Genomic DNA, 19,755 nt, shown 5'->3' with positions numbered 1-19,755 from the left:
ACTCTGGACTTAGCGCCACCGACAGAATTACCGCCTGCCATTTTTTTAATGGGCCCAACCGCAGCGGGCAAAACCGCCTTAGCATTAGAACTGGTGGCAAATCATAATTGCGAAATCATAAGCGTCGACTCGGCGCTTATCTATAAAGGCATGGATATTGGTACGGCTAAGCCCGATGCCGCCATGCAAGCCTTTGCACCGCATCGTCTAATTGATTTGATCGATCCTAAGGAAGTCTATTCTGCCGCTCAGTTTCGCGAAGATGCGCTGCGCGAGATGGCCGATATTACCGCAGCAGGTAAAGTGCCTCTGCTGACGGGCGGCACTATGATGTAGTTTATGTTTTTACGCGACGGGGCAGCTGATCTGCCTCAAGCCGATGACGTCATTCGCCAGCAATTACTCGACGAAGCCAAACAGCTCGGCTGGCCGACAATGCATGCACGTTTATGCGAGATAGATCCCGAGTCTGCCCAGCGGTTAAAACCAATGGATTCCCAGCGTATTCAGCGCGCGTTAGAAGTGTTTTTAGTATCGGGTAAAACATTGACCGAGCATTGGGCTGCGCAAGATACTCAGCCGTTGCCCTATCATGTTGTGAATCTTGCCATTTGTCCTTCTGAGCGCAGTCGCTTGCATGAGCGTATCGCGCAGCGATTTATGCAGATGATGAATCAGGATTTTATTGCCGAAGTACAAGCTTTGTATGAGCGTGGTGATCTCAATATTGATATGCCTTCCATTCGAGCGGTAGGTTATCGACAGGTTTGGGATTACTTGGAAGGTAAATATGATTATGACGAAATGGTGGACCGTGGCATCATTGCCACGCGTCAATTGGCTAAGCGGCAAATTACTTGGCTCAGAAGTTGGCCGGACCTGCACTGGTTAGATACCGATGATCCCTATCTTCTGCGAAATGCCTTGAAAATACTGCATGCGAACGCCATATTTAACGCATCGTCCTGAATTCGCAGCATAGCACTCGGAAATTGGTCTTATTATTAACCCGATTCCCTTGCAATGCCGCCAGTCCAGACGACACTTGGGGCTATTACTTTTTATTATTCGCTGTCCCCACATTGGACGGCACCTTAATTGTTAGGAGATCACTATGTCAAAAGGGCATTCCCTACAAGACCCTTACCTGAATCAGCTGCGTAAAGAGCGTATTCCGGTGTCTATCTTTCTTGTAAACGGTATTAAGTTGCAGGGACAGATCGAATCGTTCGACCAATTTGTTATTTTATTAAAAAACACCGTATCGCAAATGGTATATAAACACGCCATTTCGACCGTTGTTCCATCGCGTAACGTGCGTTTGGCACCATCGCCTGAGTTCAACGAAAACGATGACGCAGACGAGTAATCGTAGGAGCAGCATTCGTGTTCTTTGACCGCCCTGATAACGGCGGCGAAACCGCAGTACTGGTTCACGTGAATTTCCCCGAAGGGGCAAATCGAGAAGATCTGAATGAATTCCGTGAGCTGGTCATTTCGGCTGGCGCCGACCCAGTTGGACTGGTAACTACCAAGCGTCCAACGCCCGATGCAAAAACCTTTGTTGGTCGTGGAAAAGTCGAAGAGATTGGCGACGTCGTGCGCTTGCATGGTGCCGAACTCGTGATTTTCAACCACTCATTGTCTCCGAGCCAAGAGCGAAACTTGGAGCGAGCATTGCAATGCCGTGTTCTCGACCGAACGGGTCTTATTCTCGATATCTTTGCACAACGAGCGCGTACTCATGAAGGTAAACTTCAGGTTGAGTTGGCGCAGTTGCAATATCAATCTACGCGCTTAATTCGCGGCTGGACTCACCTTGAGCGTCAAAAAGGTGGTATCGGTATGCGCGGGCCGGGTGAAACTCAGCTCGAAACCGACCGTCGTTTATTACGTGAACGTGTAAAAAGCATTAACTCGCGCTTAGAAAAAGTGCGGGCCCAGCGTGATCAAGGTCGTCGTTCGCGTAAGCGTTCTGATGTGCCGACCATCGCCATTGTGGGTTATACCAACGCCGGTAAATCAACCTTATTTAACGCATTAACGTCTTCTGAGGTGTATGCCGCAGATCAGATGTTCGCGACGCTCGATCCAACCATTCGCCGTTTTCAAGTGGGTGATGTCGGCGAAGTCGTGTTGGCTGATACCGTTGGTTTTATTCGTCACTTACCCCATAAACTCGTAGAGTCGTTTCGGGCTACCTTGCAAGAGGCGGCAGAAGCTACCTTGCTGATGCACGTGATTGACTGTGCAGCAGAAGAGCGCGACGGCAATATTCGCCAAGTTGAATTGGTGTTAGGCGAGATTGAAGCTGATGAAGTACCGCAGTTGCGTGTATACAATAAAATTGATTTGTTAGAGCACGGCGGCGAAGCTCGTATTGAGCGTGATGATATGGGTGTGCCCGTAGCTGTTTGGCTGTCGGCACAAAAACGTTTAGGCTTCGATTTATTAAATCAGGCCATGGGCGAGTTGCTTGGCGAAGATGTGTTCGATCAAGAAATCAGCCTGCGTCCTGCAGAAGCTAAATTACGCGCCATACTTTATGAGTTTGGGGCAATACGTAATGAAGCCTTTGCCGATAACGGCGACATTATTTTGAATGTGCGGATGCAGCGCCACGACTTTAAACGGGCGTTAGCACGAGCTGAGATTGCAGAACAACGATTTATTAAACCCGTGCAAGAGGCATGGCATTAAACCGGATCGAGAGATCCGGTTTTGTTGTCCTTTGAACGGTAGTATGTAGACGATTAAATTCGTTATCATTGGGTGTGCATGTATTCACACACCTGGCACACACTGACTGGAGTGATTTATGGCCTGGAATGAGCCTGGCGGAAGCGGAAAAGGCAATCCCAAGGATCCGTGGGGAAATAATAACCGCGGAAATAAAAACGGCGGCGGTAATCAGCCACCAGATATCGACGAAGTTCTTAAACAGCTAATGGACAAAGTAAATGGTCTATTTGGCAAAAAGGGCGGCGGTAACGGGAATAACCAAGGTTCAGGCGGCAATGACGGACTAGGCGGTTTGTTGATCATCGCTGCGATCATTGGTGCCGGTTTATTGGCTTTCAATTCGTTCTACACCTTAGACGAACAGGAACGTGGCGTTGTACTGCGTACTGGTCAATTTAGTTCTATTGAGAACCCAGGTTTGCACTGGAAAATTCCAGTCGTCGATCAGGTGGTTCCGGTGAATATCACCAAAGTACGTGAAGCTGAAATTAAAGAGCGCATGCTGACGGAAGACGAAAACATCGTCGAAGTTGAACTGAACGTTCAATACCGTGTACAAGACCCTCAGACATTCGCTTTACGTGTAGAAGAGCCAGAAGCTAGCTTGATTTCAGCAGCAGAAAGCGCTTTGCGTCATGAAGTGGGCTCCACCGCGATGGACCCGATTTTGACCACGGGTCGTGCAGCCTTAGCCGAAGCTGTGAAGATACGTTTGCAGGATTATCTAGATCGTTATCAAACCGGTATTCAGCTGACTAACGTCAACATTAAAGATGCTCGTCCACCACAACAGGTGAAAGAGTCTTTTGATGATGTGCAGCGTGCGAAGCAAGATAAAGAGCGTTTTATTAACGATGCAGAAGCCTACGCGAACGCCATTGTTCCTGAAGCTCGCGGTCGTGCACAACGTCAATTAGAAGAAGCGTCTGCCTACAAAGAGCGCATTGTTGCGCGTGCAGAAGGTGAGGCGGCTCGTTTTGAGAATCTTTTATCAGAATACAAAAAAGCGCCACAAGTTACCCGTGAGCGTTTGTATATTGAAGCGGTTAGCGAAGTGTATACCAACTCCAGCAAGGTCTTAGTTGACGTTGAAGGTGGTAATAACATGATGTACTTACCTCTGGATAAAATTATCCAAGGTATGCCATCTTCACAATCAAAAGATCAGATGAGCAACAGCGATATGTCGACTATTGCTGATCAAGTAATCAACGAGATTCGTTCGCGTCAAAACTCCACTAATTCAGTTCGTAGGGAGGGTCGCTAATGTCTCCGAAATCTACCATTCTTTTGATTTTGATCGCGGTTGTCGGATTAGTCGCGAGCCAGAGTCTTTATGTGATCAATGAAACTGAACGTGCAATTAAATTGACGTTTGGTGAAGTGGTTCAAGCTGATATCGAACCGGGTCTGCATTTTAAAACCCCGTTTGTTGATGTGGTTAAGCGTTTTGATGCACGTGTATTAACACTCGACACTAACCCGTCGCGTTTCTTAACCTCAGGTAAGAAATACGTGATCGTGGATTCGTTCGCGAAATGGCGCATCAAAGATGTAAACGCCTACTACAAAGCAGCTTCAGGTAATCGTCTGCAAGCATCTAACCTGTTGGCTAACTTAGTGAACAAAGGTCTGCGTGACGAAATCGCTGCGCGCACTTTGCACGAAGTGGTATCCGGTGAGCGTGACGAGTTAATGACTAAACTGACCACTGCTCTGAACATTGAAACCCAAAAAGAATTGGGCATCGAAGTATTAGATGTACGTGTTAAAGCCATCGACCTACCGGAAGATCTGAGTAATTCAGTGTACAACCGTATGTCGGCTGAACGTGGTCGTGAAGCACGTGAGCATCGCTCGCAAGGTAAAGAACTGGCCGAAGGTATCCAAGCGGATGCGGATCGTCAAAAAACAGTTCTGGAAGCAGAGGCCTACCGTGATGCAGAACGTACTCGTGGTGAGGGTGATGCGGAAGCCGCTCGTGTTTACGCTTCGGCTTACAATCGTGACCCTGAGTTCTATGCGTTTACGCGTAGCTTGAAGGCCTATCAAGAAACATTCCGTGAAAACGATGTGATTCTTATGAAGCCGGATAGCGACTTCTTCCGCTACTTTAAAAATTCGAAGGGCAAATAGTCCTCAACGAATTGTAAGTCAGCGGATTACCAACTGGCCGTTACCGGCCAGCTTTGGTAGAATCCCGTAACCGGGCCTGGTGCCCGGTTTTTTTGTGCGATCATTTATCGAAAGGCCATTTGTTGAAACCGGATTTTTGGCATGTTCTGGCGCTCGCTATCGGCCTCGTTTTTATCATCGAGGGCATAGTGCCATTTTTGTATCCCGCGCGGTGGCGTCGGCTGGTACAGCAATTGGCGGCGACGGATGATCGTACAATGCGTATGACTGGGCTATTCAGCATGTTGCTGGGACTCGGTCTTCTCTACCTGATCAATGTATAAAGGCTGGACCATGACAAGCGCTGACCGTTGGCTACTGCCGGATGGTATTGATGAAGTACTGCCGCCCCAAGCACGGCAAATAGAGCACTTACGTCGCCACTTGCTCGACTTTTTGGATAACTGTGGTTACGACCTTGTTATTCCTCCAGCTTTGGAATATCTCGATTCCTTGCTTACCGGCACGGGTAAAGATTTAGATTTGCGTACCTTCAAAGTAACCGATCAATTATCAGGTCGTTTGATGGGATTAAGCGCGGATACAACACCGCAAGTTGCACGTATTGATGCGCACAGCTACGCCCAAGATGGCATCAGCCGTTTTAGTTATTGCCGCACCGTGTTTCATGCGAAATCCAGCTCACTGCTAGCCAGCCGCACGCCAATGCAAATCGGTGCCGAGCTTTATGGCGAAGCGGGTTTAGATGCGGATGTTGAAATTATTAGCTTGATGCTGGCCATGCTAGAGCAAGCCGGCATGCAGCAAGTGCATTTGGATTTAGGAAATGTTGGTGTCTTCCGTGCTTTGGCACGTCAAGCTGGCATCAACGCTGATCAGCAAACGGAATTGTTTGCCCTATTGAAGCTTAAGTGTGCCACCGACCTAGCGGTTTGGGCTGAGCGCGAACTGAGTGATGCAAGTATGGTCGAAGCGTTTACGCTATTGGCGACCTTGCAGGGCGGCCATGAAGCAATGCGTGCGCAATTTGCGCGTATGGCGGAGTTGGTTCCAGGCGCAGCAGACGAGTTAGAGCACGTAATGAAAGTAGCGGAGCACGTTGCAAAACGTTTTCCGAATACTTCAATGATGTGCGATCTAACCGAACTCCGCGGCTACGATTATCACACCGGTTTGGTGTTTGCGGCCTATGTACCGGGATATGGCGATGCTATTGCCCAAGGTGGTCGTTACGATGAAACAGGTGCTGTATTTGGCCGCGCTCGTGCAGCGACCGGCTTCAGTGCTGATTTGAAAGTACTCGCCCGTCTTGGCGACGTTAAGACCGACCGCAAGCAAACCGTGGTCGCGCCTAGTTCTGATGATCCAGCGCTATGGCAAGCAATCCAGCAACTGCGCAGCCAAGGCATGCGCGTTCTGGTGCAATTGAATCACGATGCGGTTCCGGCGGATTCGCGTCTGGACTACTTGGATGGCCAGTGGCAGCTGGTCGAAGCTTAATTCTGTGAGTGAAAGATTCCGCGATGGGTAAATGCGTTGTAGTTTTGGGCACCCAATGGGGTGACGAAGGTAAAGGTAAAATAGTTGATCTGCTAACTGAAAAAGCAGCCGCTGTTGTACGCTTTCAAGGTGGCCATAATGCTGGCCACACGCTGGTGATTGACGGTGTTAAAACCGCTCTTCACTTGATTCCTTCTGGTATTTTGCGTGATGGCGTTACCTGCGTTATCGGTAATGGTGTGGTATTGGCTCCGGACGCTTTGTTAAAAGAAGTCCGCGCGCTGGAAGATCGTGGCGTACCCGTAATGGAACGTTTGCGTATTTCTCATGCTTGCCCACTAATTTTGCCGTATCACTGTGCATTGGATCAGGCACGTGAAATTAAACGTGGTAACGATAAAATCGGTACTACCGGTCGTGGTATTGGCCCTGCGTACGAAGATAAAGTTAGCCGTCGCGGTTTGCGCGTTGGTGACTTGTACCAGCCTGAGTTTGCCGACAAGCTAAAAGAAGTGATGGAATACCATAACTTCTCACTGAAGCACTATTACGGTGTCGAAGAAGTTAGCTATGAAGAAACCCTAGCCTCATGCATCGACTGGGCTGCACAAATTAAAGACATCGTTGTTGATGCCGTTGATTTAGTACACAGCGTGCGTGAAAGTGGCGGCGATATTATGTTTGAAGGTGCTCAAGGCACGCTGCTTGATATCGATCACGGTACCTATCCATTTGTAACCTCTTCAAATACCACCGCTGGCGGTGTTGCGACAGGTTCAGGTGTGGGTCCTTTGTATTTGGATCAGATCTTAGGTATCACTAAAGCCTACACCACACGTGTTGGTTCTGGCCCGTTCCCAACGGAACTATTTGATTCTGTCGGCATTCATCTGGCGACGGTGGGTAAAGAAAAAGGCACTACGACTGGTCGTGACCGTCGTTGTGGTTGGTTCGATGCCATGCTGGTAAAGCACGCGATCCGTGTTAACTCAATCAACACTATCTGTCTGACTAAGCTCGACGTACTAGACGGTTTAGAAACCATCAAAGTATGCGTTGGCTATCAAGACGAAAACGGTAATGCGTTAAAAGTACCGGCGAGTGCGGATCAGTTCTGTAAGTTGACGCCAGTGTACAAAGAGCTACCAGGTTGGACCGAATCGACATTCGGTGCCAAAACCATCGAAGAGCTGCCAGAAAATGCGCGTAGCTATATTCGTTTTATTGAAGAAGCGATTGGTGCTCCAATCGATATTATTTCTACCGGTCCTGATCGCGTAGAAACGATTGTATTGCGTCACAGCTTTGATCTGTAAAGCAATCAAATGAAAAAGCCCGGCCATATGGTCGGGCTTTTTTTTGCCTCTAATTTACCCATAATTTCACCAAGTTCGTGATGATTATCACGGAAAGTTGACGATTTAATTGAATGGATTTCTGGCACACGGGCAAGATAGCGTTGTGTTTTCGTCGGTCATTGACACTATCTTGCCGCTATCAGTCTTATAGTCGTGTTCGGTTTGTTTCTAACCACTATATAAATTCATGAATTATCATTAGAAGTAAACTAAGTTTTTAGGCCATTTTGGCTAATTGGTGGTCTATTCGGCCTGATTGAACAAATTTTATGCAGGTTATAAATTTATTTGAAAATCAGGCACGCTCGTTGCTGTTACTGAATTACTGGTAAGTTTTACCTAATTCTTACCAGTCTGTTTAAAACCTGTTGGGAGGTTTTAAATGTGTATCTCACCAATGAAATTTAGGAGCGATTATGTTGGATTTATATGATTATCCGGTTGTTGTAGAACTCCCTGTTGTCTGGGGAGAAATGGATGCCTTTCAGCACGTTAATAACGCGGTATATTTTCGTTATTTCGAAAGTGCGCGTGTGAAGTATTTCGATAGTCTCAATATTCTTGATTACATGAATAATTATGCACAAGGCCCAATTTTGGCACAAACCAATGCCAAGTTTTTAGCACCACTAAAATATCCAGATACCATCAGTGTGGGTATTAAAGGCGTGCGATTGGAGTCTGGTCGTATTCTGCAAGAGTATGCGGTATGGAGTCACGAAACCTCTCGTTTAGTCGCTAAAGGCGATAGCCTGTTGGTATTTTTCGACTATAAAGCGGGACGTCCGTGTGATATTCCAGAAGGTTTAGTAAAAAGCATTTTGAAGTTAGAACCACACTTAGCTGAACCGGCAAAAGAAACAGCTAAGGTGTGAATGCTAATTAATGCCTAATTATGACGGTGGGGAGCGCTACCCATTCGTTAAGTAGACATCAATTAAATTATTATTTCTTCATGATAACGTCATAAAGATCTTTGCGGCGATCCTTAAGATTACGCACAGACCCTTCGTTATGTAACACCCGCAATTTATCCATATCTAAATCCGAGAATAATAGCATCTCGGTATTTGATGTTGCCTCAGATAAAGTTGCATCGTGTGGGAAGGGGAAGTCGGAAGGTGTTAATACTGCCGATTGGCTGTACTGCACATCTAAGCTTTCAACTTCAGGTAAATTGCCCACACTACCGGCAATAACCACATAGCATTCGTTTTCAATGGCTCGTGCTTGAGCGCATAAGCGCACACGCAAATAGGCATTTTTGGTATCGGTCCAGAAAGGCACAAATAGAATTTCTAGGCCTTGCTCGGCCATGAGTCGTCCTAACTCAGGAAATTCAACATCGTAACAAATTAAAATACCAACACGTCCGGCATCCGTTTCAAAAACTGACAGTTTATCGCCACCGCGAATGACCCAGTCATTTTTTTCGTGCGGGGTGATATGAATTTTACGCTGCTCATCCACTTTACCGCTGCGATGACACAGATAAGAAACGTTGTAAATTGTGCCATTCTCATTAATCGGCATAGACCCGGTAATGATGTTGGCGTTGTACTCTACCGCCATCCGCGACATAGCATCACGAATGTCGGCTGTAAATCCGGCTAAAAATCGAATGGCTTCTGTTTGAGTGGTTTGCCTGCCTAGCCCCATTAACGGTGCATTAAAGAACTCAGGGAAAACAATGAAGTCACTTTGATAATCAGAAACCGTATCAACAAAATATTCGACCTGCTTTAATAACTCATCGAGCGAACTAACGGAACGCATTTGCCATTGCACAGCACCGACGCGCACGGTGGTTTTACGTGATTCCAATACGGTATCGGTTGGCTCATAAAAAATGTTGTTCCATTCTAATAGGGTTGCGAAACCTACCGACTCTTCATCTTCTGGTAGATATTTCTTTAATAAACGTTTTACCTGAAAATCGTTGGCTAATTGAAAGCTTAAAATTGGATCGTAAATTTCTTTACGGTCAACTTTTTCGATAAATTCAGTCGGCGTCATTTCATGGCGATAGGTATGATAGCTAGGAATACGACCACCGGCCAACATGCCACGGAAGTTGTACTGACGGCATAGTTCTTTACGCGCGTCGTATAAACGACGGCCAATACGCATACCTCGGTGAGATTTTTTTATCACCACATCAAGGCCGTACATGGTATCGCCTTCGGTGTTATTCGATACCACATCATTGCTATCGACAATGTCTTCGTAGGTGTGCGGGTTGGAGTAACGCGCATAATCAACTTGTACGCTAAGCGCTAGGCCAACTAATTCATCGCCGTCGATTACACCAATTTGGCCTTCTGGAAATTTCTCAATCAACAAGGATATCGTGTGTTTTGGCCAAGCGCCGCCTAGCTCTGGATATGCTTCATCCATAAGCTCTTTAATCAAAGGATACTGGTCGGCGGTTAAGTTACATATTTCTAATCGGGTTTTTTCTGAAGACATAATATCCACTATAAAAGTAAGGTCGTGTTCACTCGCTACTGCGGTTAGTGTCGGTGAATTAAAGATGTTCTACAAGATAGTCGATCAACATGCGCACTTTGGGAGAATGTTGGCGACCGGGTGGGTAGAGTGCCCATATCCCTTCGTTTTCCGGTTGATAACTGTTGAGAACTGAAACCAGCTTGCCGTTGGCGATGGCGGTGGTCACGTAGTAATCCGGTAATTGTACTATGCCTAAATCACATAGGGCGGCATCCAATAATGCCTCTCCACTGTTGCAACGTAATACACCTTCAACACGCAGCATTTGATCTTGTCCGGCATTATTAAAACGCCAATGATTTAGTGTACCGACAAGGCATTGATGATGGCTTAACTCCGACAAGGTATGCGGCTCGCCATGGGCGGCCAAATACGCTGGTGAGGCGCAGGTCCATAGTTGGCGGCTGCCTAGCCGTTTAGCTATCAAATCACTATTTTCTAGACGCCCAAGACGAATCGCTAAATCGTAATTACTGTCGATTAAATCGAGTTGTTGGTTGGTCAATTCGCAATGAATCGTCACTTTTGGGTGTTGCTGCAAAAAACGATTAATCAGCGGCGCTATGTGGCGCTCACCATAAGTGACGGGCGCAGTAATGCGCAATAAGCCTTGGGGAATGGTTTGCAGGTTGCCGACGGCGCGCTCAGCATTGCCTAAGCCATCAAGAAGAGGCCGGCAGTGCTGATAATAGATTTGCCCAGCTTCGGTAAGGCTGACTCGGCGAGTCGTCCGATACAGCAGCTCAGAGCCTAAGCGTTGCTCTAAATCTCGTACCTGACGACTGACATGTGCGGTAGAAACATTTAATTGTACCGCTGCCCGAGTAAAGCTCTGCGATTCTGCCACAGCGACAAACTCTGCCACGCCTTGCCAATTTGCCATTGTTACCTCTGGGTAATAGAGATTTTATAATTGAGTGTATTATCTCTTACGAGTATGTAATTACAATGATGGTCAACTTTAGATTCTCGTTGGAGCATGTTATGACCGGTATCATCAAATCTCGCGCTGCGATTGCTTGGGGGCCTAATCAGCAGCTTTCTATTGAAGACGTGGATGTTATGCCGCCGCAGAAGGGCGAAGTGCGTGTGCGTATTGTGGCGACTGGCGTATGTCATACCGATGCGTTCACGCTGTCAGGTGAAGATCCTGATGGTATCTTTCCAACGATTTTGGGCCATGAAGGCGGCGGCATTGTTGAGTCTATTGGTGAAGGCGTGACCAGTGTTGCCGTCGGCGATCATGTGATCCCGCTGTACACCCCAGAATGCGGCGAGTGTAAGTTTTGCTTATCGGGTAAAACCAATCTGTGTCAAAAGATCCGTGCGACCCAAGGTAAAGGCTTAATGCCCGATGGCACCACGCGTTTTTCCATTAATGGTGAGCCGATTTATCACTACATGGGCTGTTCGACTTTTTCTGAATACACCGTACTGCCAGAAATTTCATTGGCGAAAGTGAATCCAACGGCACCGCTTGAAGAAGTGTGTTTGCTTGGCTGTGGTGTCACCACGGGTATGGGTGCGGTCATGAATACGGCGAAAGTGAAAGAGGGTGATACCGTTGCCATCTTCGGTTTAGGCGGTATTGGTCTATCGGCTGTGATTGGTGCGGCGATGGTCAAAGCGTCGCGCATTATCGCCATCGACATTAACGAAAGTAAGTTTGAACTGGCGAAGCAACTCGGTGCAACTGACTGTATTAATCCGAAAAATTACGATAAGCCAATTCAAGACGTCATCGTAGAATTAACGGATGGCGGCGTGGATTTCTCATTTGAATGTATCGGCAACGTTAATGTGATGCGTTCGGCATTGGAATGCTGCCACAAAGGTTGGGGCGAGTCGGTCATTATTGGTGTTGCCGGTGCTGGTCAAGAAATCTCGACACGTCCATTTCAATTGGTTACCGGTCGAGTCTGGCGTGGCACGGCCTTTGGTGGTGTTAAAGGTCGCAGCGAATTGCCAGATTACGTCGAACGTTATTTAGCGGGTGAATTTAAGTTAAGCGATTTTATTACTCATACGATGTCGTTGGATAAAATCAACGAAGCCTTCGATTTAATGCATGAAGGCAAAAGTATCCGCAGCGTGATTCACTATTAATAGCGATTGAGAATTAACGAGGCGTTATGACACTTGAATTAGTAACCCAAAATAAAGTCGCCGGTGGCTGGCATAAACAATATACGCACGTTGCAAAAACCCTTGGTGGCTGCGACATGCGTTTTGCGATTTATTTACCGCCGCAGGCGAGCAGCAGTCATCCAGTACCGGTTGTGTACTGGTTGTCTGGCTTAACCTGCACTGATGAAAATTTTATGCAAAAAGCGGGTGCCTTAACGGTGGCCGCTGAATTAGGGATTGCCATTGTCGCGCCGGACACCAGTCCGCGTGGCGAAGGCGTGCCTGATGATGAGAATGGCAGCTATGATTTTGGCCTAGGTGCGGGTTTCTATTTGAACGCGACCCAAGCGCCGTGGAATAAGCACTACCACATGTACGACTATATTGTGGATGAGTTACCAGCATTAATTGAGGCAACCTTTCCTGTGTCGTCGGAGCGCGCTATTGCCGGTCATTCGATGGGTGGGCACGGAGCGCTGACAATCGCCTTTAAGAATGCTGAACGCTATTCCTCGGTCTCGGCTTTTAGCCCAATTTGCAATCCAATGGATTGCCCATGGGGACAAAAAGCCTTTAGCAATTACCTGGGGAATGACCGCACAATGTGGGAAGCCTATGACGCCTCTGTGTTGTTCGCTAAAGCGGAATCAGCCGTACCGGTGTTGGTGGACCAAGGCGAAGCGGATCAATTTTTAGCCGAACAGCTAAAACCTGAAACGCTAGAAGCAGCCGCTAAGCGAGGTGGCCATGCGCTGACTCTGAATCGCCATGAAGGCTATGATCACAGCTACTATTTTATTAGCAGCTTTATAGATGAGCATTTACGCTTTCATGCGCAGTTTTTTAAAGGGCTGTAATGGCATTGAATTGACTGCTTGATTAGGAAAAGGCCGTTGATATCAACGGCCTTTTTACGTTTATGCGTTTAAATAGCGGTCAATGATGCAAACAATTCAGCATTGATCTCCCTATCTTGATCTTCTGGTACAATCAGGCATTCTTTCGAAAAGCCAATAAAAGGACTTAACCATGAGCAGGGCAACCCTGAACACCGGCGGTATCTCGTTTTCTTCATCTACTGAGCAAAGCCAACCCACATTAGTGCGTCATCGTCCTTGTCATATCCTTGTGTTGGCAGACTTTAGTGGCCGTGATCATCGTAACGAAAACGATGCTGGCAGCCTTTCTAAGCGTAAAATCTACGAATTAATACGCGATAATTTCGACGATGTATTTGCCACCATGGGGGTTACTCTGGATCTACCGGTTAGCTCTCGGCCCATCAAATTTGAAGAAATGGATGACCTGCACCCCGACTATATTTACGAAAGAGTTGATCTGTTTGGCCAGTTTCGCGATTTAAAACGCGATTTGTTGAATCGTGACCGTTTTGCTGCTGCCGCGAGTGAAATTCAACGCTGGTTTGCTCAGCCCCCAGCGGAAGAACGTGCGCCTGAGGTATCTACGCAAACCAGTGATGTACTCGATATGTTGCTGAACTCTCGCCGCGCGCAAACCGAAGTAAAGTCAGATGTACAAGGTTCGGTTAAAAATTTAATACAACAAATTGTCGCCCCTTATGTGATTCCAAGCCCAGATCCTCGTCAGGCTGAGTTAATGGACGCCGTCGATCAAGGCGCTAGCCATTTACTACGAAAAATCCTGCATAGCAGCGCCTTTCAAGAAATTGAATCGTCCTGGCGTGGTTTGTATTGGCTGTTAAAACAATTAGATACTGACGGTAGCGTGCGTCTGTTTATTGCCGACATCAGCTTGCAAGAAATAATCACAGATAACGAAGCCAATCCAGAATCGATCACGCAGCTGCATAAGCTATTACTTGATGATCGCTTAGAAGAAGGCTCTGTGCCTTTTAGTGTGGTGATGGCCGACTATCAATTGCAAGACGAGGTTAGTCACTGTGAAGCACTCGCTAACTTGGCCAGCGCCGCTGCCGACTCCCATGCAGTATTGCTTAGTGGGGCTTCGGAGCGCATTGCAGGTTGCCCAAGCCTAGTTAAAGTACCAGATCCCGAGCATTGGTATCTTCATCGTGAAGTTGAAAGCGATTTCACCTTAATGTGGCAAGCGATCCGAGAACAAGACTATAGCCAGTATGCATTGCTTACGTGTCCGCGTTTTATGCTGCGCATGCCGTATGGGGCCAAAACCAGCTCAGTAGAAGCCCTTGCTTTTGAAGAACTCCCTCAAGATGGCCAACACGACTATTACTTATGGGGTAATGGCGCATGGTTAATCACCGCACAGCTAGGTAATTATTTTAGCGGTGGCGGCTGGTCGGAAGAGGCGACTCACAGCAGTCACATTACTCAGTTACCGTTGCATGTATATAAAGAACATGGCGAAAGCCGAGTAAAACCCTGCGCAGAAATTAATATGCTGGATCGTGTAGCGTCTGCGTTGCGCGATAGAGGACTTATGCCTATTCGCTCCGTGCGCGATCAAGATAGCGTCGTCATTCCTGCACTACAGTCGATTAGCAGTGAATCAAGCGAACTGCTCGGGCCGTGGAGTGAAGTGCGTTAGCCAAGCTTTAACGAACGAGACTGAAACTCGGTAGAAGCGAAAACTTTTCGCGATAGACTTGATGCTTTAAAATATTTTGATAGTGAAAGATTGAAGCCTATTATTTATATACGGACGTCATTAAATGAATTTAAAAATTTTACCACTCGTCTTTAGCTTGCTTGCTCTGGTGGCCTGTGGCGCGGAAAAACAAGAAGATATAATGGGATGCGGAAATATTAGTTCTTCTGTTTTCGATATCACTGATTTTGCTACAGAGGTCTATCTTAGGCCGGAAGATAGAAATATTATTTCTGGATATTTTTTTAATACTTATGACAATACCGAGGTTGACTACGACGGTATTATTATTTCACTTGAGGCTGATGTTCAGTATCTAGCCGTTAACTTAAATAAGTCTCGGGGGATAAGCTTCTCATTATTTAGTAAAGCGTATGCTTGCAGTCCTTTACCGCCACATACGAATGAGAAGATTGTAGATATTAAAGTCACATCATCAGCCCCATTCTCGAGCGAACTAGCCGCTGGCGACTCTTTAGTGGACGTTTTTGATGTTAGTTATTCTAGTGCTGCCGAATCATCGAGTGCCGAGTACTATGAATATGAAAATAACGAACCAGTCTTCTATCGTTTGCCTGAGTACTTAGCGCAAGATGATCTGCATGCAGGTGCAAGATTGCAGTTGGTGCTCAATCGTGCCCCAGAAGTAGCCGATAGTTTCATATTTTTTATTGAGGTGACGTTAGATTCTGGAGAAATATTTTCGATTGAAACGTCACAAATTAGCCTAAAGGGTGCCTGAATTGTTTATTGAGGCAAAGGCTTTCGATTGACACCTATCACCATTACCGTAGGGTGAGCTCAGGCGTTAAGTGTTTTTGCGCCTGCTACTGAAGGATCTACGCTATGTGGTTACGCGTTAGTTGTGATATGACCTTCGATATCACTATTCCAACCCCCTTTATCTTGATGCTACGACTGCGCAGCGGCGCCCAGCAATGGGTTGCTAGCGAGCAATATGGGCTCAAGCCGATGGTTCCTGTGTACGAGTTTACCGATAGTTACGGCAATCTTTGTCAGCGACTGGTTGCACCTCCGGGGAATTTCTCTATCCATACCTCTGCCACTGTGATGACGGCGGATTATGTAGATCAGTGTCCGGGTGCGCCGTTTGTCGACATTGAACATTTACCTGAGACTGTACTCGGGTATCTTTTACCAAGCCGTTATTGTGAATCGGATCGTTTCGGCGATATGGCTCTCAACATTACTGCAGGTCAATTGCTAGGTTACGACCAAGTTAAAGCCATCGAAACTTGGCTGCGTAACACCATTCGCTACGACGCTGATGGTAGCGATATTCCTATGTCTGCAGCTGAAGTGAATGTCAGGCAGTGGGGCGTGTGTCGTGATTTATCGCATCTTGGTATCGCACTGTGTCGCAGTTTGAGTATTCCCGCGCGTTTGGTGGTGGGCTATTTATACGGCCTACAGCCCATGGATTTGCACGCTTGGTTCGAAGCTTACGTTGGTGGACGTTGGTACACCTTTGATGCAACGCAAAGTGAAGTGACTGGCGGTTATATTTCGATTGGCTATGGCCGCGACGCAGCCGATGTGGCTATTTTTAATCAGTTTGGCCCACCAGTGAACCTGCTTTCTAAGAATGTTAGCGTGCAGGTTATTGATGAGAGTGACGTTTAAGCTCAAGTCCGTGAATTGCTTGAATTACCGGAGAAACAAAGAAATTAGTAATGCTCATTATTGTATTCGTATTTGCAGTGATGGGTGTTGGTAAAATATAACAAGGGGGTTGGGTTCATATATCAATATCTGATACATGTAATATTCATTATTAACATCCAATCCACTTTGTCCAAAACCTGACAATAATCCCCATTCAATTATTTCGATTGTCTTAAATACGACACTTTCACTTCAATTTATCATATTCTAACTCATTGAATATAAAGAATTTTATATTTACGGATCGAAAACCTACATGGCCTATATTTTGCGATAGGGTATTTTACATTGATAACATTAACGCAAACGAGGGTGCTGAAAATGTCGGTCGAAGCGATCAAGCAATTTTCTGAAAAAGCGAAGAGTAATCCAGCATTGGCAGAGAGCCTAAAGGCGTGCCTAAAAATGAAGGAATTATTTGCTCTAGCACGTGAGAACGGTTTTGAATTTGTGGAGGATGCTTTGTATCCACCTAATGAGCCACAGTTCACTGAAGAGCAGTTGTCAGAGCGTCTTGCTAAGGCATTACTGCGCGTTTAGTGATTTTGTTTTAGCGCTTGAGTCGATGGGAGGACTCATTGACTCGGATGCTTGCCATTAAAGCTTGATATCCGCAAAACTACTCACGGCTTTGTGAGCACTTTCTTTTGGTCGTTTGCCTTCGCGCACTAACCACACCGTCTGCATGTCTGCTGTTTTAGCAGCGTCTAACTCTTCTTTTATGTCTGATAAAAATATTACATTAGCAGCGCTGATTTCGTGTTGTTTTTCAGGTAGGCCACTACATTTGAGTATGACTGTGCTTTGTGTTTGTGGTGGCTTGATGTGTCATAAGTCATTTCATCAGGGCCGAGGTAATAGCCATGATCACGACCAAGGTAACAACCACAGCGTTGTAATTTTTACTGGGTTTAAGAAAATGATTACTCCACTCAAGCAATGGCGAGATTAATCAATAGTAGGGTTAAAGTGTAGTGGCATTCGTTGTTACTATATCTTTTTTGTTTTTGAGGTTTAAATGTGGAGAAGTATCGCACGCTAGCTGATGGTATTGTACAGTTTACTGCATTGAAGGATTAAGAGTTGTTCACAACCGATGGATTACAAGACAGAGCAGTTTTACCACAACAATGTGAACGATGTTTTCGCACAATATGAAGCCGTCAAAAGTCCAGTTGCGCAACATTTTCCATTGGCGTTCCGCGCTGGTGCAAAGGTTTTAGATATCGGTTGTGGGTCAGGCCGTGATCTAAAGGCTTTGTTAGACGAAGGGTACGATGCGTTTGGTATTGAGCCTGTCGAAGCACTACGGCTAAAAATCATAGAACACTCTCCTCACCTTAATGACCGAGTGTCTTCAGGTGTTTTGCCTGGCATTAAATCTGTCGAGAAATACGACGGTGTACTCTGCAGTGCGGTATTGATGCATATTCCACTTGGGCAGCAGCTTGAGGCGTTTATTGACTTGCGTAATCTATTGAAAATTGGCGGGCGATTATTACTCTCTTTACCAGAATCGCGGAATGATTTAGATGACGATTTTCGTGATCCAGATGGTCGGTTATTTCTACCGATGGACCCGCAACGAATTCGTTTAATTGCTGAGCAAATTGGTTTTACCTTTCTCAGTCAGGCAACAACTGCTGACTCCCTTGGGCGGTCAGGTTTGTCTTGGAATGTACTTATATTCGAGAAATCCAGTGAATCGACTCGGCCATTAGATAGAGTGGAGTCAGTGCTAAAAAATGACCGTAAAGTAGCGACTTATAAACTAGCCTTAATGCGGGCATTCTGTGATATCGCTGAGCGTGATGAAAATGCTGTTGAGTGGTTTCCTAAAGGTTATGTAGGAATGCCTGTTGCTGCACTGGCCGAATGCTGGTTAGCGTATTATTGGCCTCTTGTTGCAGCACCTGTGCATATTCCCCAGAGCACGACCGACTACTCCGATTCTGCGCGGCCAATTTCTTTTCGGTCTCATCTTTCGTTATTGAATCAGCAATGCTGCGCCTATTTTGATCCTCACTCCGAGATCGCTCACACCTTATTTGTACTCGCTTGGAAGAAGGGTACGTTAAGCAATGATATTGCTCGTCAGCTTAAAATCACACTAACAGCAATTAGAACCGCGATAGTATCAGGCCCTGTAAAGTATTCCGCGCAAGGCGAAATGTTTTGGTATGACAACGAGAAAAAACTGGTAATGCTGGATGTCGATTTGTGGCGCGAGTTCTGTTTGTCTGGGCACTGGATTAGAGATTCGCTCATTCTGCGCTGGGCAAATCTCTGTGAACACTTTGCTAAAAAATTCGATCCATCCGTTGATCGCGGTCTAACACTTCCGTATCTCGTAAAAGAAAATCTTCCAGAAAAAGAGCAAAGTATTGCACGGCGGATGTACGAAGAGCATGACGACCTAACCTGTGTTTGGAGTGATAAATCCATAACTCTCGCGACGATGGATGTCGATCATGCTTTACCGTTTTCTTTGTGGCGTAATAACGATTTATGGAATCTGTTACCTGCGGCTAGCGCGGTTAATAACCAAAAGCGCGATAAAATCCCGACGCCTGAGTTGTTACGTAAGCGAAAAGAGGTGATTGTAGATTTGTGGCGTTTTGCCAATCGTGTCGAACCTAAAGTATTCAGTTTTGAAGTTGAGCGCACGCTCGGAAAATTCCGAAAAGTTAGTTGGGAAGAGGAGTTGTTTCAGTACCTATCTGAACGGGCTGCTGCGGCGATTTATCGTCGTGGTGAAACGGCATGGGAATATGGCTAGAATTGAGGATGATAGCACCGCTTATTTCTAAGCTGAAATTCATATCACAACGAATGACCATTATGAAAGATCTTGAGTTAGAGGCATTTGAATCGCCCCTAGTTATCTAGACACCCATTTGGTTCAAAAAATAATCCTTTTCATAGTCCCTTGGCGACAAGTCATTACTATTACCATGGCGACGCGTGGAATTATAAAACAGCTCAATATAATTAAATATATCTGCCTTTCCTTCTTCTCTTGTGCGATAAATTTTACGGCGAATACGTTCTCGCTTTAGCAAGGCAAAGAAGCTTTCTGCACAGGCAT

At 46.2% G+C, this 19,755-nt stretch carries 18 protein-coding genes and 1 pseudogene; 16 read left to right on the top strand and 3 right to left on the bottom strand.

The window, feature by feature from the left end; genetic code table 11:
- The first annotated feature begins 48 nt into the window (after positions 1-48).
- The 9 genes and pseudogenes from miaA (at position 49) to UXZ23_RS10615 (ending at position 8,611) form a co-directional block, all read left to right on the top strand.
- Positions 49-969, top strand: a pseudogene (miaA, locus tag UXZ23_RS10655) (tRNA (adenosine(37)-N6)-dimethylallyltransferase MiaA).
- A gap of 145 nt (positions 970-1,114) precedes the next feature.
- On the top strand, positions 1,115-1,369 hold the full coding sequence (gene hfq, locus UXZ23_RS10650; RefSeq protein WP_320820558.1) for an RNA chaperone Hfq: 255 nt from the start codon (positions 1,115-1,117) through the stop codon (positions 1,367-1,369).
- 17 nt (positions 1,370-1,386) lie between these two features.
- Positions 1,387-2,700, top strand: coding sequence for a ribosome rescue GTPase HflX (gene hflX, locus UXZ23_RS10645; protein ID WP_320820557.1), 1,314 nt, complete (start codon positions 1,387-1,389; stop codon positions 2,698-2,700).
- A gap of 118 nt (positions 2,701-2,818) precedes the next feature.
- The gene (hflK, locus tag UXZ23_RS10640) at positions 2,819-4,009 is read left to right on the top strand and encodes an FtsH protease activity modulator HflK (RefSeq protein WP_320820556.1); all 1,191 of its coding nucleotides are present in this window, start codon (positions 2,819-2,821) and stop codon (positions 4,007-4,009) included.
- Positions 4,009-4,878, top strand: coding sequence for a protease modulator HflC (hflC, locus tag UXZ23_RS10635; protein ID WP_320820555.1), 870 nt, complete (start codon positions 4,009-4,011; stop codon positions 4,876-4,878). Before hflK ends, hflC begins: the two co-directional genes overlap by 1 nt.
- 53 nt (positions 4,879-4,931) lie before the next feature.
- Positions 4,932-5,201 carry a DUF2065 domain-containing protein gene (locus UXZ23_RS10630; protein WP_320820554.1) on the top strand — a complete coding sequence of 90 codons (270 nt, stop codon included), beginning with the start codon at positions 4,932-4,934 and terminating at the stop codon, positions 5,199-5,201.
- 10 nt (positions 5,202-5,211) lie between these two features.
- The gene (locus UXZ23_RS10625) at positions 5,212-6,378 is read left to right on the top strand and encodes an ATP phosphoribosyltransferase regulatory subunit (protein ID WP_320820553.1); all 1,167 of its coding nucleotides are present in this window, start codon (positions 5,212-5,214) and stop codon (positions 6,376-6,378) included.
- 23 nt (positions 6,379-6,401) lie between these two features.
- Positions 6,402-7,694, top strand: a complete 1,293-nt coding sequence (locus UXZ23_RS10620; protein WP_320820552.1) for an adenylosuccinate synthase — start codon at positions 6,402-6,404, stop codon at positions 7,692-7,694.
- Between the two features lie 458 nt (positions 7,695-8,152).
- A complete protein-coding gene (locus UXZ23_RS10615) occupies positions 8,153-8,611 on the top strand; it encodes an acyl-CoA thioesterase (protein ID WP_320820551.1) in 459 nt (152 codons plus the stop codon).
- Positions 8,612-8,681: 70 nt separating this feature from the next.
- Here UXZ23_RS10615 and UXZ23_RS10610 read toward each other — a convergent pair whose 3' ends face one another.
- Both UXZ23_RS10610 and UXZ23_RS10605 read right to left on the bottom strand, forming a co-directional pair.
- A complete protein-coding gene (locus UXZ23_RS10610; RefSeq protein WP_320820550.1) occupies positions 8,682-10,205 on the bottom strand; it encodes a carbon-nitrogen hydrolase family protein in 1,524 nt (507 codons plus the stop codon).
- Between the two features lie 58 nt (positions 10,206-10,263).
- Positions 10,264-11,130, bottom strand: a complete 867-nt coding sequence (locus UXZ23_RS10605; RefSeq protein ID WP_320820549.1) for a LysR substrate-binding domain-containing protein — start codon at positions 11,128-11,130, stop codon at positions 10,264-10,266.
- Positions 11,131-11,240: 110 nt separating this feature from the next.
- Between UXZ23_RS10605 and UXZ23_RS10600 the strand changes: the two genes are divergently transcribed.
- From UXZ23_RS10600 to UXZ23_RS10570, 7 genes are all read left to right on the top strand, one after another.
- A complete protein-coding gene (locus tag UXZ23_RS10600) occupies positions 11,241-12,353 on the top strand; it encodes an S-(hydroxymethyl)glutathione dehydrogenase/class III alcohol dehydrogenase (protein ID WP_320820599.1) in 1,113 nt (370 codons plus the stop codon).
- Positions 12,354-12,379: 26 nt separating this feature from the next.
- On the top strand, positions 12,380-13,231 hold the full coding sequence (fghA, locus tag UXZ23_RS10595; protein ID WP_320820548.1) for an S-formylglutathione hydrolase: 852 nt from the start codon (positions 12,380-12,382) through the stop codon (positions 13,229-13,231).
- A gap of 172 nt (positions 13,232-13,403) precedes the next feature.
- Positions 13,404-14,921, top strand: coding sequence for a type VI secretion system contractile sheath domain-containing protein (locus tag UXZ23_RS10590; RefSeq protein WP_320820547.1), 1,518 nt, complete (start codon positions 13,404-13,406; stop codon positions 14,919-14,921).
- Between the two features lie 124 nt (positions 14,922-15,045).
- Entirely contained in the window at positions 15,046-15,723 is a 678-nt protein-coding gene (locus tag UXZ23_RS10585; protein ID WP_320820546.1) for a hypothetical protein, read from the top strand.
- Positions 15,724-15,827: 104 nt separating this feature from the next.
- Positions 15,828-16,625 (top strand): transglutaminase family protein, encoded by a 798-nt coding sequence (locus UXZ23_RS10580; RefSeq protein WP_320820545.1) that lies wholly within the window; start codon positions 15,828-15,830, stop codon positions 16,623-16,625.
- A gap of 363 nt (positions 16,626-16,988) precedes the next feature.
- Positions 16,989-17,207, top strand: coding sequence for a Nif11-like leader peptide family natural product precursor (locus UXZ23_RS10575; RefSeq protein ID WP_320820544.1), 219 nt, complete (start codon positions 16,989-16,991; stop codon positions 17,205-17,207).
- Between the two features lie 556 nt (positions 17,208-17,763).
- Positions 17,764-19,446 carry a methyltransferase domain-containing protein gene (locus UXZ23_RS10570; protein WP_320820543.1) on the top strand — a complete coding sequence of 561 codons (1,683 nt, stop codon included), beginning with the start codon at positions 17,764-17,766 and terminating at the stop codon, positions 19,444-19,446.
- Positions 19,447-19,552: 106 nt separating this feature from the next.
- Here UXZ23_RS10570 and UXZ23_RS10565 read toward each other — a convergent pair.
- A partial coding sequence (locus tag UXZ23_RS10565) for an IS3 family transposase (protein ID WP_320820542.1) occupies positions 19,553-19,755 on the bottom strand: 203 nt, incomplete at its 5' end.

It is taken from the genome of Thalassolituus sp. (genome assembly GCF_034111725.1).
Lineage (GTDB): Bacteria > Pseudomonadota > Gammaproteobacteria > Pseudomonadales > Oceanobacteraceae > Thalassolituus.
This window is presented reverse-complemented; position numbering and strand designations above follow the sequence as displayed.

Bases quoted from the DNA above. Each gene is read 5' to 3' on its own strand.
- hfq (WP_320820558.1), top strand. From the start codon at position 1,115: ATGTCAAAAGGGCATTCCCTACAAGACCCTTACCTGAATCAGCTGCGT.
- hflK (WP_320820556.1), top strand. From the start codon at position 2,819: ATGGCCTGGAATGAGCCTGGCGGAAGCGGAAAAGGCAATCCCAAGGAT.
- hflC (WP_320820555.1), top strand. From the start codon at position 4,009: ATGTCTCCGAAATCTACCATTCTTTTGATTTTGATCGCGGTTGTCGGA.
- UXZ23_RS10625 (WP_320820553.1), top strand. From the start codon at position 5,212: ATGACAAGCGCTGACCGTTGGCTACTGCCGGATGGTATTGATGAAGTA.
- UXZ23_RS10620 (WP_320820552.1), top strand. From the start codon at position 6,402: ATGGGTAAATGCGTTGTAGTTTTGGGCACCCAATGGGGTGACGAAGGT.
- UXZ23_RS10615 (WP_320820551.1), top strand. From the start codon at position 8,153: ATGTTGGATTTATATGATTATCCGGTTGTTGTAGAACTCCCTGTTGTC.
- UXZ23_RS10610 (WP_320820550.1), bottom strand. From the start codon at position 10,205: ATGTCTTCAGAAAAAACCCGATTAGAAATATGTAACTTAACCGCCGAC.
- UXZ23_RS10605 (WP_320820549.1), bottom strand. From the start codon at position 11,130: ATGGCAAATTGGCAAGGCGTGGCAGAGTTTGTCGCTGTGGCAGAATCG.
- fghA (WP_320820548.1), top strand. From the start codon at position 12,380: ATGACACTTGAATTAGTAACCCAAAATAAAGTCGCCGGTGGCTGGCAT.
- UXZ23_RS10590 (WP_320820547.1), top strand. From the start codon at position 13,404: ATGAGCAGGGCAACCCTGAACACCGGCGGTATCTCGTTTTCTTCATCT.
- UXZ23_RS10585 (WP_320820546.1), top strand. From the start codon at position 15,046: ATGAATTTAAAAATTTTACCACTCGTCTTTAGCTTGCTTGCTCTGGTG.
- UXZ23_RS10580 (WP_320820545.1), top strand. From the start codon at position 15,828: ATGTGGTTACGCGTTAGTTGTGATATGACCTTCGATATCACTATTCCA.
- UXZ23_RS10575 (WP_320820544.1), top strand. From the start codon at position 16,989: ATGTCGGTCGAAGCGATCAAGCAATTTTCTGAAAAAGCGAAGAGTAAT.
- UXZ23_RS10570 (WP_320820543.1), top strand. From the start codon at position 17,764: ATGGATTACAAGACAGAGCAGTTTTACCACAACAATGTGAACGATGTT.